The sequence below is a fragment of the Butyricimonas faecihominis genome, from assembly GCF_033096445.1.
Taxonomy (GTDB): domain Bacteria; phylum Bacteroidota; class Bacteroidia; order Bacteroidales; family Marinifilaceae; genus Butyricimonas; species Butyricimonas faecihominis.
Genome location: NZ_AP028155.1, coordinates 1255212 through 1268302 on the forward strand (window position 1 = coordinate 1255212; position 13091 = coordinate 1268302).

Sequence of the window (13091 nt, forward strand, 5' to 3'; positions counted from 1 at the left end):
TTGTCAAAAGTTTTGAAACAAGGAGATTCAATTCACATTTATTATGGAAGAAACGGTTAAACCGATATATATTGAACAGCTTTTTAAAAGTAAGAATCCGAAGTTAGCCCGCTGGATTCCGAAATTCGTCTATTCATTTTTAAAACGTGTGATCTGCCAAGACCAGATTAACGACTTCATCTCTAAATATGGGGATCAAAAAGGTTTGGATTTTGCCGAAGGTATCTTAGAATATCTTGATATTTCTTACATTATCGAAGGTAAAGAGAATTTACCCGATCCCAACGGACGCTACATTTTCGCCGCTAACCATGCACTGGGAGGGCCGGATGGTATCATTCTGATCTCTTTCTTAGGGAAAATATATAAAAAACTTAAATTCCCGGTAAACGATTTGTTGATGAACCTCAAGAATCTGAATAATATCTTTTTACCGGTTAACAAGCATGGAGCCTTGGCCAAAGAAGCTGCCGTGGATTTGGAAAACGCATTTGCCTCCGATGCCCAGATCATCACCTTCCCTGCCGGAATGGTAAGCCGCAAAGTTAAAGGTGTGATTCAAGACTTAGAATGGCAAAAAAGTTTCGTGGTTAAAGCAGTCAAATACCAACGAGACATTATTCCGATACGGGTAAAAGCGGAAAATTCAAAATTCTTTTATAATTTAGCAAACTTTCGTACCAAAATAGGGCTAAAGGTTAATCTGGAAATGATGTATCTTCCCAAGGAAACATTCAACAAGAAAGGTTCAACTTTTACCCTTGTCATCGGGAAACCCATTAAATGGGAAACGCTGGACAAGAGCAAAACCCCGAAAGAGTGGGCGGAAGAGATAAAGAATATTGTCTATCAATTATAGTCTACATAAACTATGCAACCAGTCATCTATCCTGTAAACAAAGCGAAATTATTAGCAGAACTGACAGAAGAAAGATTCATTCGTAAAACCAACAAAGGGGGAAACGAGATCTATTCGTTCAATGCTTTCAACAGCCCTAACTTGATGAAAGAGGTGGGAAGATTACGGGAATTAACTTTCAGGACTGCCGGGGGGGGTACTGGAAAAGAGGTAGACATTGATCCGTTTGATGTTGACGAACAGGTTCCCTACCAGCAATTAATCGTATGGGACCCGAAAGAGCAGGAAATCCTAGGCGGGTACCGGTATATTTTATGTGACAACCTTCCTTTAAATCAAGAGGGAGAACCCAACTTGGCCACGACTGAATTATTCCGTTTCTCCGAGGCTTTCAAAAAGCAATATCTCACTAAAATGATCGAGTTGGGGCGTTCTTTCGTACAACCTTTGTACCAGTCTACAAAAATGGGACGCAAATCCCTGTTCGCCTTGGATAACTTGTGGGACGGTCTGGGCGCTCTTACCGTGGAGAATCCGGGTATGGAATACTTCTTCGGGAAAGTAACCATGTACACCAGTTTCAACATAGAGGCCCGTGACATGATCCTGTATTTCATGCGAAAGTATTTCAAAGACACGGAACGACTTGTCGAGCCGATTACTCCGTTGGAAATTCATATTGATGACAATAAACTCGGGAAAATACTCTGCGGAAATAATTATGACGAGGATTATCGAATCCTTTCTCGTTACGTCCGGGAACACGGGGAAAATATCCCCCCGCTTGTAAATGCCTACATGAGCCTGTCACCTTCCATGAAATCCTTTGGGACAGCCATAAACCCGGGCTTTGGTGGTGTGGAAGAAACAGCAATTTTGATCAAGATTGCAGATGTATACGAAACCAAGAAAGCCCGCCACATCTCGACCTATATACCTCGAATACTTCGATTAAGAAAATTCTGATCAAACAGTCACGAAAATCAGACTGATTCCGATGGCAAAATAGACCAACGATTCGATGATATGCATGATCAACGAGAATCGAGCATTTTGCATCAACCGACGTGATAATCGGTCTGCCAGCAAGGCTATCAACGAGAATATAACAATGGCCTGCGCCATAAAAAGCAATCCCAGCACCAGTAACTCTCCTGCCGGATTCTCCGTGGCAGGACTTACAAACTGGGGAAAGAATGCAATAAAGAACAACAGCACCTTCGGATTTAGTATATTCATCAGAATTCCCTTCCGGTACAGTTTATATTCTACCCCGGCAGCAGTCGGCAAAGCTAACGAATTTTCCTTCCGGTGGATATATGATTTCACGCCCAAATAAATCAAGTAAGCCGCCCCCATGTATTTCAGTACGCTGAATGCCACCGGAGAATTATATAAAATCAAAGAAAGTCCCAGACTCACAGCCGCCGTGTGAGCAATTAACCCCGTACACAACCCGCAAGCAAAAATAATTCCCGCTTTCTTTCCCCGGGTAATACTTTGCGTGATCACGAATAAAATATCCGGCCCCGGCATCAAAGTCAATAAAATGGCCGCACTTAAAAAACCCAGTATATTCACTTGAAAAAACTAAAAGTTGAAAACTAAAAGATAAAAGTTTAACCCAAAAGATAAAAGCTAACAATCCTAAATCATTGAACTTTTAGCTTTTATCTTTTAGTTTTTATCTTTACAGCAAGTTACTTGCCACTTCTGCTAGGTAACTTCTCTCTCCCTTCTCCAGATGCACGTGGGCAAAAATATCCTGTCCCTGCATACGGTCAAACAAATGCGATAAACCATTCGATTGTCGATCCAAGTAAGGAGAGTCTATCTGGTCAATATCTCCCGTGAATACCATCTTCACGCCCTCTCCCGCACGGGTGATAATCGTCTTTACTTCATGTGGCGTAAGATTTTGCGCTTCATCCACGATGAAAAAGACATTTGACAAACTCCGCCCCCTGATATAGGCCAGCGCCGAAATCACCAGACGTTCATCTTTCAACATATCCTCAATCAACCGGTTCTCCTGACTATGCATATTATAACGATGCTTGATCACGGCCAGATTATCAAACAAAGGCTGCATGTACGGGCTAACTTTCTCGTTTACATCCCCCGGCAAATACCCCAAATCCTTGTTTGACAAGGCCACGATCGGACGTGCAAGGTAAATTTGCTCGAATGCTTTGTTTTGTTGCAAAGCTGCCGCCAAAGCCAATAACGTCTTTCCCGTACCGGCCTTACCGCTCAATGCTACCAACGAGATATTCGGATTCATCAAGGCATCCAGAGCAAACGCCTGCTCCGAGTTCTTCGGGTAAATACCGAAAGTATTTAGTTTCTCCACTTTTCGCACCACTTTCCGGACGGGATCATAACAAGCCAATACCGAATTACTACCATTCTTCAATATATAGTAATTATTTCCTTTAATTTCTTCCTTCGGAAAAAACGTCTCTACCGGAACTCCTGCCTCCCCGCTTTCGTAAAGCTTTGCGATCAACTCTTGAGAGAAATCCTCTTTTGTTTCTATACACTTGTTTAACGACATTTCCAAGTCCTTCACCTGATCGGTCTTGTAGTCCTCTGCCAAAATTCCCAGAGACCTCGCTTTCATCCTCAAATTCATATCTTTCGACACCAAAACGACCTTTTCTCCTTCTCTCTTCTCTGTTACATATTCGGCAATTGCCAATATCCGATGATCGGGTATATCCTCGCTAAAAGAATCATTCATTTTGGGAGAGAAAGGCACTCCCGTCTGGATAAACAAACGCCCTCTCCCCTTACCTAACGGCGCTCCTTTTTGAAAAAAATCTGATCCGGAAATCTGATCCAGTTCCCGGACAAACTCACGGGCATGGTAATTAATCTGGTCATTCCCGCGTTTAAACTTATCTAATTCCTCCAATACCGTGATTGGAATAACAATATCATTATCCTCGAAATTGTAGATGGATCTGTAATCGTGTAAAATCACATTCGTATCTAATACAAATGTTTTCTTATTTTTAGTTTTAGCCATAATGTAATTTTTTAAAACAATGACAAGTTACAAAATATAATAACAAAAAAAGCGGCACATGCCGCTTTTTTTAATGTATGAACCGGAATATCCTGTTCCAACGTATCTTACCCAAGAAAGATTTATCTTTATCCAGAGAAAGCCAGATAAAATAAGCTTTCCCGACAATATGATCTTCAGGAACAAATCCCCAGTAACGGGAGTCAGCCGAATTGTGACGGTTATCCCCCATCATCCAGTAATAATCCATCTTGAAAGTATATTTATCTGCCGGGGCGCCGTTAATATATATAACGGAATCCTTGACCTCCAGTTTATTCTCCTCGTATGCCCCGATAATACGGTCATAAAGCGGTAAATTCTCCAACGTCAGGTCAATAGTTTCCCCTTTCTTCGGGATCGGTAACGGTCCAAAATTATCACGGGTCCACGGGTAATTCGGGCTATACGGGAATATTTGTCCATCATCCTCTTGATGATTCACGGATAAAACATTCGGCATTTTCTTGATCTTCTCTACCATTTCAACCGTCAGAGGCAACACGTAATGATTATTCCCCATATACCCCCCATTAATATCTTCCATGGAAATCCCCATCTCTTGCAACTTTACCTTATTAAAGGGAGAATTCACGATAATATCATAATTATATTGCATCTTATCTTTATCCTCCAACTTCTTCCCGTTCACGTAAAGTACAGCATCCTTCATTTCCAGAACATCCCCCGGAATCCCGACACACCGCTTGATGTAATTCTCCCGCTTATCTACCGGGCGAGCAATAATCTCGTTCTCCCGCCAAATCTGTTTACGAGCGATAGACCAAGCCTCCTCCGGGGTTACACTCAACCCCTTCTCTTGTGCCACGTACCGAATAGCAGCCTCCTGTCCCCTGATTTGCGAATAGTAATCCGGGTTTTCCCTTCCGACTACTACCGTATCCCCCGCCGGAAAGTTAAACACGACAATATCTTCACGTTTAATCTCTCCCAACCCGGCAATCCGTTTGTAAGGCCATTGAATCAAGTCTGAATAAGCTTTCGTTGACTGGGTGAAAGGCAAGGTATGATGAGTAAATGGTACTGACAACGGGGTATTAGGTAATTTCGGTCCGTAAGCCACCTTACTCACGAAAAGATAATCCCCGACCAGCATAGACTTCTCCATGGAGGAAGTCGGGATCGTGTACGCCTCGAAAAAAAACATACGAATCAACGTAGCCGCGATAATAGCGAAGATCAAAGCATCGATCCACTCCACCGTCTTGGTCTGTTTTTCCACTCCTTTCTTCTTCCAGAAAGCCCAATGCACCTTCTTCGTGATATAAATATCAAACAGAACAGGCACACCTAATAACAACCACCAGCTCCCGATCCATAATGTCCACAGCAGGTACACGAAAAGAACGCACCCTAATTTAAACCATTTATTTGTCAATATCCTACTCATATATTTTTTGATTTATGATTTTAGATTTTAGATTTAAACCGCACAAGACCAACGTTTTAACTACCCCCTCTAACTCCCCCTTACACAGGGGGAGGATACCGCCACACTGTTACATCGTAGTGCCTTCTTGCGTCCGTCTCTCCCCTTGTGTAAGGGGGAGCCGGAGGGGGTAGTCCTTTCATTCTAAATTCTAAATTTTAAATTCTAAACTACTTTAAACTCTAAATTTTCAACAAGTCTTCCATTCCAAAAACACCTTTTTTCCCCATCAGGAATTCAGCTGCCATCACGGCTCCCTGGGCAAAGCCATCCCGGGAATAAGCGGAATGGTATATCTGAATTTCGTCCACGTTCGATTTATAAGTTACCGTATGGATTCCCGGAACTTCTCCTTCTCTTTTGGCTTTTATGGGCAACTCTCCCGCACCAACCGCCCCTTCATCCAGTACCCAAGACGAGTATTCCGGATGCTCTTTCAAAATATCTTTTACCAAAGTAATAGCTGTTCCACTGGGAGCATCCAGCTTGTGAATGTGATGGGTTTCCTCGATAGAAACTTTATAATCGGAAAATCGAGCCATGGTCTGAGCCAACCAGCGATTCAAATGAAAAAATATATTCACCCCGATACTATAATTGGACGCGTAAAAGAATGCTCCCCCCAATTGCTCGCGTGACATCATCACTTCGCTCCATCTTTCCAGCCATCCCGTCGTACCGGATACCACCGGAACATGATTACGGAAACACCAATTGTAATTATCGACTGCCACGATCGGGGTTGTAAATTCAATCGCAACATCAGCCTGTTTCAATTGATCATCCGTACACGCTGCCCGGTTATTCTCATCCACGATCAACACGACTTCATGCCCGCGATTACGAGCCACACGCTCTATCGTTTTCCCCATTTTCCCGTATCCAAGTAATGCAATCTTCATTATATTGAATTAAAAATAATGTACCACTATTTTACAAAGGTAATATTTAAAAATAAAAAAAGGCCACCCGCGGGCAGCCTTTTCTGATATTTTATAATTACTAAGCTAACTCTTTCACTTTCGCAACGATTGCTTTGAAAGCTTCCGGTTGATTCATAGCCAGATCAGCCAGAACTTTACGGTTCATGTTTACCTCGGCTTTATGAACTAAGCCCATAAACTTAGAGTAAGACAAACCTTCCATTCTAACTGCGGCGTTAATTCTCTGAATCCACAACGCTCTAAATTCTGATTTTTTCTTCTTTCTGTCACGGTACGCGTACGTTAAGCCTTTTTCATACGTGTTTTTGGCAACCGTCCAGACATTTTTTCTTGCACCAAAGTTACCTCTGGTTTGACTTAAAACCTTTTTTCTACGTGCTCTTGAAGCAACGGCATTTTTAGCTCTTGGCATAATCTTTTGTTTTTTGAATGTTAGCGTCCCTCAAGGAACTTAACTAGCGTAACATCCTGGTTAATTACTGTTTTTTTAATTTCTTAGATACAAAGCATTTTTCTCACTGTTGCGTCGTTAGCCACGTCAACGATAGCTGTATGAGTCAAATTTCTTTTTCTCTTGGTTGCTTTTTTGGTCAAAATATGACTTTTAAAAGCATGTTTTCTCTTGATCTTCCCGGTCGCAGTCAAAGTAAATCTTTTCTTTGCACTGCTCACACTCTTCATCTTTGGCATTTGTTCTAATTTTAATTTGTTTCAGAATATATGTAATTATAAAATATCCAGTATCAATTTTAGATTTAATGATTTCAGATTTCAGATTGAAAAATCCAATGATGGAATGATTTTAGATTCACAGATCTATTCATTCTAAATTCTAAACTTTAAATTCTAAACTTCCACTATTTCTTAGGAGCAATCACCACGATCATTTTCTTTCCCTCAAGCATGGGAGCGGATTCCAGTTTCCCGTAATCTTCCAACGCATTGACAAAGCGTTCCAACAAGTCAGCCCCTTGGTCTTTAAACAGAATCGAACGCCCTTTGAAGAACACGTAGGCTCTCACCTTCGCCCCCTCTTGCAGGAACCCGATCGCGTGTTTCAACTTGAAATTGAAATCATGATCATCTGTTTGAGGCCCAAAACGGATCTCCTTTACAACGACCTTCACGCTCTTGGCTTTAATCTCTTTCTGCTTTTTCTTCAACTGATACAGGAACTTGCTGTAATCAATGATCCTGCATACAGGTGGATCGGCATTGGGGGATATCTCTACCAGATCAGCTCCGGCAGCTTCAGCCATGGCTAAAGCCTCTTTTAAAGGATAAACACCCGCTTCTACATTTTCACCAACGACTCTCACAGAAGCAGCCCGAATTTGCTCGTTCACTCTGTGCTGTGGCTTGTCATTTTGACCTCTGCCCCTAATTTCCATTGTTCTTGCTATAATTAATCCTCCTTTTATTATTATTCATTGTAGATAGAGTTCAACTGAGCTTCTACCTCTTTATTTATCATTTCCGCAAATTCTTCCGTTGTCATGGATCCTTTGTCTCCCTCTCCTTGACGACGAACAGAAACTTTATTTTCGTTCATTTCCTGCTCTCCGACAATCAACATATAAGGAATCTTTTTCAACTCGTTATCACGTATCTTACGACCAATCTTTTCGTTACGATCGTCTAAAACGGTGCGAATGTCGGAATTATTTAAGAAATTTACAACTTTTTGAGCATAATCGTTGTATTTTTCACTGATCGGGAGTACCACGACCTGATCCGGAGTCAACCACAAAGGGAATTTTCCACCCGTATGTTCGATCAACACGGCCACGAAACGCTCCATACTTCCGAACGGTGCCCGGTGAATCATTACCGGACGATGTTTCTGGTTATCAGCACCCGTGTATTCCAACTCGAAACGTTCCGGCAAGTTATAATCCACTTGGATCGTTCCTAACTGCCACTTCCGCCCGATGGCATCCTTCACCATGAAATCCAGTTTCGGACCGTAGAAAGCGGCCTCACCCAACTCTACCGTTGTTTTCAAACCTTTCTCGGCTGCCGCCTCGATAATGGCACTCTCGGCTTTCTCCCAGTTTTCATCGGTTCCGATGTATTTCTCCTTGTTATTCGGATCTCTCAAGGACACCTGCGCGGTGAAATTCTCGAAACTCAACGCTTTGAATATCGTGAAAATAATGTCGATTACTTTCTTGAATTCCTCTTTCAACTGATCGGGCGTACAGAATAAGTGGGCATCATCCTGCGTAAACCCGCGAACCCTTGTCAACCCGTGCAATTCCCCGCTCTGCTCGTAGCGATATACCGTACCGAATTCTGCAAAACGAACCGGAAGATCTTTATAAGACCGCGGTTTGAATTTGTACATCTCGCAGTGGTGCGGGCAGTTCATCGGTTTCAACATGAATTCCTCCCCTTCTTGCGGGGTCGTGATGACCTGAAAACTATCCTTACCGTACTTCTGGAAGTGTCCCGAAGTCTTGTACAAATTCACGTTACCGATATGCGGGGTGATCACCTGCTCGTAACCGTACTTCTTCTGTACCTTGCGCAAGAAGGCTTCCAGACGATCTCTCAACATGGCTCCCTTCGGCAACCACATCGGAAGTCCCGAACCAACTGCTTGCGAGAACATGAACAACTCCATCTCCTTACCAATCTTACGGTGATCGCGTTGTTTTGCCTCCTCCATCAATACCAGCCATTCGTCCAGCATTTTTTGTTTCGGGAAAGTGATACCGTATATACGGGTTAACATCTTGTTATGTTCGTTCCCTCTCCAGTATGCCCCGGCAACAGAAGTCAACTTGATAGCCTTGATATAGGATGTATTGGGCAAGTGCGGTCCGCGGCACAAGTCCGTGAAGTCACCTTGACGGTAATACGTGATTGTTCCGTCTTCCAAATCGTTGATTAACTCTACTTTATATGTTTCATTGAGCGATGAAAAATGATTCAACGCCTCTTGCTTACTAACGTCTATCCTGCAATACTCCTCGTTTTTTCTTGCCAATTCCAACATTTTCTTCTCGATCTCCACCAAATCTTTCTCTTGGATAGCAACACCTTCTCCCGGATCCACGTCATAGTAGAAACCATTTTCAATTGCCGGACCGATACCGAACTTGATATTCGGGTAAATAGCCTGCAAAGCTTCTGCCATAAGGTGTGCAGATGAGTGCCAGAAAGCATGGCGTCCCTCTTCATCGTCCCATGTATATAGCTTAATCTCGGAGTCTGTTGTTATACCGCGCATCAAATCCCACGTGACGCCATTTACGGATATAGACAACACTTCCTTAGCCAGCTTATGGCTAATCGACTTAGCTATGTCCATGCCGGTTACCCCGGACTCGAACTCTTTTACATTCCCATCGGGAAATTTAATCTTTACCATTCTGCTTTCTTTTAGTTATTACTTTTTGTAATTTACGAACCGCAAAATTATAAAAAAACATCGGAATATCAAAGAAAAAGCCCGGCTTAAACACGTCTCTTGTCTTGAAAAAGAAACAGACACGAGGCATGTTCGAGAACGACCCCGGATGTTATTTAATAAATGTAAATATTCGCTATTATTTATCTACTTTATTGCATTCACATTGTGACCCGCTCCCATTCCACTCCCATCCCTCCCCTATTCCCCTCCTATTAATATTGAAAATATATTAAATTATAATATAATATACAAACGAGCTGGTTAATGTATGACAACAAGTAAATACATAAAATATAAATAATTGATTTACAATATATTGCCTAACAATATTTGTATTTTTCTAAAAAAAGGTAACGTGTAGATGTTAGCTCGGGAAAAAATGAGAGACGAACTCAAAAGTCATGCTCAAAGCGGCAACCTTCCCTAATCCCTCCTTACTCGGAAGAGGGAACCGCTTGGTAATCAACCCTTCCCCTGTGTAAGAGGAAATTAAAAACTAAAAGATAAAAGGTGTCGGCTCGCACACTGGAATCTAAAATTGACAAAGCTATTCCTGCCCATGTAATTTATTAAATAAAATGGCCAAGTTCGTGTATATCGTCGTGTTCTGCACGGCAATATGGGCAGGCACTTTAATCCGGGCCGGGGTAAAATTCCAAATAGCCTTAATCCCCCAAGCAACCATTAAATCGGCCACGTTCTGGGCACATTCGGCCGGAACGGTAATGATACCTATCGCCACGTTACATTCTCCCGGCATTCCCCGGAACTGGTCCACGTGAAAAATCTCGACATCATTAATCTTGGTCCCGATTTTAGACTTGTCCACGTCGAAAGCCTTCTGTATATTCAACCCAAAATTTCTCAATCCCTTATCCTGCAACAAGGCACATCCTAACGAACCTGCCCCAACCAGAAAAGCGTTATTAATCTTGTTGAAACCAAGAAAGTCATCCAGTATCTCCACGAAATTATCCACCTCGTAACCCACACGAGTTTTACCGGAGATACCGGTATGCGACAAATCTTTCGTCACTTGCGTGGCGTCTATTTCCATGTATTCGGCAATCCTTGTCGATGAGACGTATTTCTCTCCCTGCTTTTGCAATGTCTTCACGAAAGAAAGATACGCGGGCATCCGTCTCAAGACCGGAACTGGAACAACTTTACTATCATTAGCCATATAACGTTCTATAATTTCTGCAAAGTTATATCTTTTCGGCGAAATCCGACACAAAGAATTTGCATTATTTCTTTTCTGCCGTTTCCGGGCGACCAATACCTTTGGCAGACACAACCATACTACACTCCCCGTTAAACACCGCCCCGACTTCAACAACCATGGTTGCCGCAGAGATCGTTCCCTTCACGTTTGATTTTGCCCTTAACACGACAATACCGGTTGAAACGATATCCCCCTCCACGTTCCCGAACACGTCAATATTCGGAGAATTAACTTTTCCCGAAACACGAGAAGAAGGCCCGAGCACCAAACGCCCATCAGTACGAACTGTCCCGACAAGCGTGCCGTCAATCCGTATATCCCTTGGCGTTTGAATATCTCCCTCCACGACGACACCTTCATTCAAAAGATTCAAGATTGCCTGTACTTCCTTTCCCATATTTTTATTTCATTTTATTTCCCAAATGCGACACATACGTTACTTCGATAATTAGCACGTTTTCTTATCATGACATACTAATTCCGGGTTTAAAGTTAGTGAAATTTCGTCAAATACATACACCATCTCTTCCGACACACACTCACTCTTCACCTCACGCCCCACGCTCGTCAGATGAAATAGACGAAAAGAATACACCACACAGCCTACATTTCTCAAATTTATTCCACATTTGCACGCAATCAAAAACCCATGCTTCTTATATATTATTAACATTTTCATCCTCAAACACACGCCTTTTTCCACTGAAAAGAAATATCAAAGCCTGAACTCACACCCACCGTATATTTTTACTATTTTTGCCCGCTCAATAGAATGAACCAGTTTATTTAAAAGAATATACATGAACTACAAGGAAACATTAGAATGGTTGTTTGCCCAACTTCCCATGTATCAAAGAGAAGGTAAGGCCGCGTACAAAGCCAATCTGGACAACACGTTAAAACTGGATGAACACTTCGGTTCTCCGCACAAACAATTCAAGACCATCCACGTGGGGGGTACAAACGGTAAGGGTTCGGTGTCTCACATGCTAGCCTCCATATTACAGGAAGCCGGGTATAAAACCGGACTATACACGTCACCGCACTTGAAAGATTTCCGCGAACGTATCAAAATAAACGGGGAGATGATCACGGAACAATACGTGATCAATTTCGTGGAAGAGAATAAATCCCTTTTCGCCGGGATCAAACCGTCCTTCTTCGAGATGACAGTGGCCATGGCCTTTCAATATTTCGCAGACCAGCAAGTTGATATTGCTGTTATCGAAGTCGGACTTGGCGGACGACTGGACTCCACGAATATCATTACCCCTCTGGCCTCGGTGATCACGAATATTTCATTCGATCACATGGCCCTTCTCGGTGACACGCTTGAAAAAATCGCACACGAAAAAGCGGGGATTATCAAACCCGGTGTTCCCGCGATCATCGGAACGAAAGACCCTGCCAGTGATTTTGTCTTCATTGAAAAAGCAAAAGAGTGTGAAACCACCCTTGAATTTGCATCCGAAAACTGGCAAGTAACACGGGATAATGAAAACGCCTACCGGCTGGAAAACAAAAACGGGATCGTGTTTGTCCCCGTGCAAGCAGACTTGAAAGGACTTTATCAACGAAAAAACATTCCGGCCGTTCTGGAAACGGTTCTAAGCTTAAGAAACAATGGTTTACATATCTCCGATCAAAACATATATAACGGCATAGCCAACACGATTCGCAACACGGGATTACTTGGACGTTGGCAAGAATTATCACAAACGCCCTATACGGTATGCGACACCGGACACAACATCGATGGACTGACCGAGATTGTCGCCCAATTAAAAACCTGCACGTATGAAAAACTCCATTTCGTGATCGGTATGGTAAACGACAAGGACGTGGACAGCGTGTTGCACATCCTGCCAAAAGACGCTATTTATTATTTCTGCAAAGCATCCATACCCAGAGCCATGGATGAGAAAACTTTAGCCGAGAAAGCCCGGGCAAATCATCTCCACGGGGAAACCTTCCCGACAGTTGCAGCTGCTTATCAAGCCGCTCGTGAAGCCGCCAGCAACCGGGATATGATATACATCGGGGGAAGCACTTTTGTCGTCGCGGAAGTGGTTTAAAAAAACTTATAAACTAAAGAGTGTCAAAACAAATTTTGACACTCTTTTTA

13 protein-coding genes are annotated in these 13091 nt (G+C 42.7%); 3 read left to right on the forward strand and 10 right to left on the reverse strand.

Annotated elements, in window-relative coordinates; translation table 11 throughout:
- Positions 1-43 precede the first annotated feature (43 nt).
- Both R8806_RS05305 and R8806_RS05310 read left to right on the forward strand, forming a co-directional pair.
- Complete coding sequence (locus tag R8806_RS05305; protein ID WP_124318308.1) at positions 44-859, forward strand: glycerol acyltransferase; 816 nt, start codon at positions 44-46, stop codon at positions 857-859.
- 12 nt (positions 860-871) lie between these two features.
- The gene (locus R8806_RS05310) at positions 872-1825 is read left to right on the forward strand and encodes a GNAT family N-acetyltransferase (RefSeq protein WP_124318309.1); all 954 of its coding nucleotides are present in this window, start codon (positions 872-874) and stop codon (positions 1823-1825) included.
- Here the strand turns inward: R8806_RS05310 and R8806_RS05315 are convergent, their stop codons facing one another.
- From R8806_RS05315 to R8806_RS05360, 10 genes are all read right to left on the reverse strand, one after another.
- Positions 1826-2440, reverse strand: coding sequence for a LysE family translocator (locus tag R8806_RS05315; protein WP_151411743.1), 615 nt, complete (start codon positions 2438-2440; stop codon positions 1826-1828).
- Between the two features lie 109 nt (positions 2441-2549).
- Positions 2550-3890 carry a PhoH family protein gene (locus tag R8806_RS05320; protein WP_151411745.1) on the reverse strand — a complete coding sequence of 447 codons (1341 nt, stop codon included), beginning with the start codon at positions 3888-3890 and terminating at the stop codon, positions 2550-2552.
- 70 nt (positions 3891-3960) lie between these two features.
- Positions 3961-5340, reverse strand: a complete 1380-nt coding sequence (gene lepB / locus R8806_RS05325; RefSeq protein WP_124318063.1) for a signal peptidase I — start codon at positions 5338-5340, stop codon at positions 3961-3963.
- Between the two features lie 221 nt (positions 5341-5561).
- The gene (gene dapB / locus R8806_RS05330; protein ID WP_124318062.1) at positions 5562-6281 is read right to left on the reverse strand and encodes a 4-hydroxy-tetrahydrodipicolinate reductase; all 720 of its coding nucleotides are present in this window, start codon (positions 6279-6281) and stop codon (positions 5562-5564) included.
- 100 nt (positions 6282-6381) lie between these two features.
- On the reverse strand, positions 6382-6735 hold the full coding sequence (gene rplT, locus R8806_RS05335) for a 50S ribosomal protein L20 (protein ID WP_027200086.1): 354 nt from the start codon (positions 6733-6735) through the stop codon (positions 6382-6384).
- An 83-nt stretch (positions 6736-6818) separates the two neighbouring features.
- Entirely contained in the window at positions 6819-7013 is a 195-nt protein-coding gene (rpmI, locus tag R8806_RS05340; protein ID WP_027200085.1) for a 50S ribosomal protein L35, read from the reverse strand.
- A gap of 167 nt (positions 7014-7180) precedes the next feature.
- Positions 7181-7714, reverse strand: a complete 534-nt coding sequence (infC, locus tag R8806_RS05345; RefSeq protein WP_027200084.1) for a translation initiation factor IF-3 — start codon at positions 7712-7714, stop codon at positions 7181-7183.
- A gap of 32 nt (positions 7715-7746) precedes the next feature.
- Positions 7747-9699 (reverse strand): threonine--tRNA ligase, encoded by a 1953-nt coding sequence (gene thrS, locus R8806_RS05350; protein ID WP_027200083.1) that lies wholly within the window; start codon positions 9697-9699, stop codon positions 7747-7749.
- A 589-nt stretch (positions 9700-10288) separates the two neighbouring features.
- Positions 10289-10924: a redox-sensing transcriptional repressor Rex gene (locus R8806_RS05355; protein WP_087420432.1), complete on the reverse strand. Its 636-nt coding sequence runs from the start codon at positions 10922-10924 to the stop codon at positions 10289-10291.
- 64 nt (positions 10925-10988) lie between these two features.
- The gene (locus R8806_RS05360; protein ID WP_124318173.1) at positions 10989-11363 is read right to left on the reverse strand and encodes a bactofilin family protein; all 375 of its coding nucleotides are present in this window, start codon (positions 11361-11363) and stop codon (positions 10989-10991) included.
- A gap of 403 nt (positions 11364-11766) precedes the next feature.
- On the opposite strand from R8806_RS05360, the gene R8806_RS05365 reads away from it, so the two are divergent.
- Positions 11767-13041 (forward strand): bifunctional folylpolyglutamate synthase/dihydrofolate synthase, encoded by a 1275-nt coding sequence (locus R8806_RS05365; protein WP_124318172.1) that lies wholly within the window; start codon positions 11767-11769, stop codon positions 13039-13041.
- Positions 13042-13091: the final 50 nt, after the last annotated feature.

Excerpts from the sequence above, each read along its gene's own strand:
- R8806_RS05305 (WP_124318308.1), top strand. The coding sequence starts at position 44 with ATGGAAGAAACGGTTAAACCGATATATATTGAACAGCTTTTTAAAAGT.
- R8806_RS05310 (WP_124318309.1), top strand. The coding sequence starts at position 872 with ATGCAACCAGTCATCTATCCTGTAAACAAAGCGAAATTATTAGCAGAA.
- R8806_RS05320 (WP_151411745.1), bottom strand. The coding sequence starts at position 3,890 with ATGGCTAAAACTAAAAATAAGAAAACATTTGTATTAGATACGAATGTG.
- lepB (WP_124318063.1), bottom strand. The coding sequence starts at position 5,340 with ATGAGTAGGATATTGACAAATAAATGGTTTAAATTAGGGTGCGTTCTT.
- dapB (WP_124318062.1), bottom strand. The coding sequence starts at position 6,281 with ATGAAGATTGCATTACTTGGATACGGGAAAATGGGGAAAACGATAGAG.
- rplT (WP_027200086.1), bottom strand. The coding sequence starts at position 6,735 with ATGCCAAGAGCTAAAAATGCCGTTGCTTCAAGAGCACGTAGAAAAAAG.
- rpmI (WP_027200085.1), bottom strand. The coding sequence starts at position 7,013 with ATGCCAAAGATGAAGAGTGTGAGCAGTGCAAAGAAAAGATTTACTTTG.
- infC (WP_027200084.1), bottom strand. The coding sequence starts at position 7,714 with ATGGAAATTAGGGGCAGAGGTCAAAATGACAAGCCACAGCACAGAGTG.
- thrS (WP_027200083.1), bottom strand. The coding sequence starts at position 9,699 with ATGGTAAAGATTAAATTTCCCGATGGGAATGTAAAAGAGTTCGAGTCC.
- R8806_RS05355 (WP_087420432.1), bottom strand. The coding sequence starts at position 10,924 with ATGGCTAATGATAGTAAAGTTGTTCCAGTTCCGGTCTTGAGACGGATG.
- R8806_RS05360 (WP_124318173.1), bottom strand. The coding sequence starts at position 11,363 with ATGGGAAAGGAAGTACAGGCAATCTTGAATCTTTTGAATGAAGGTGTC.
- R8806_RS05365 (WP_124318172.1), top strand. The coding sequence starts at position 11,767 with ATGAACTACAAGGAAACATTAGAATGGTTGTTTGCCCAACTTCCCATG.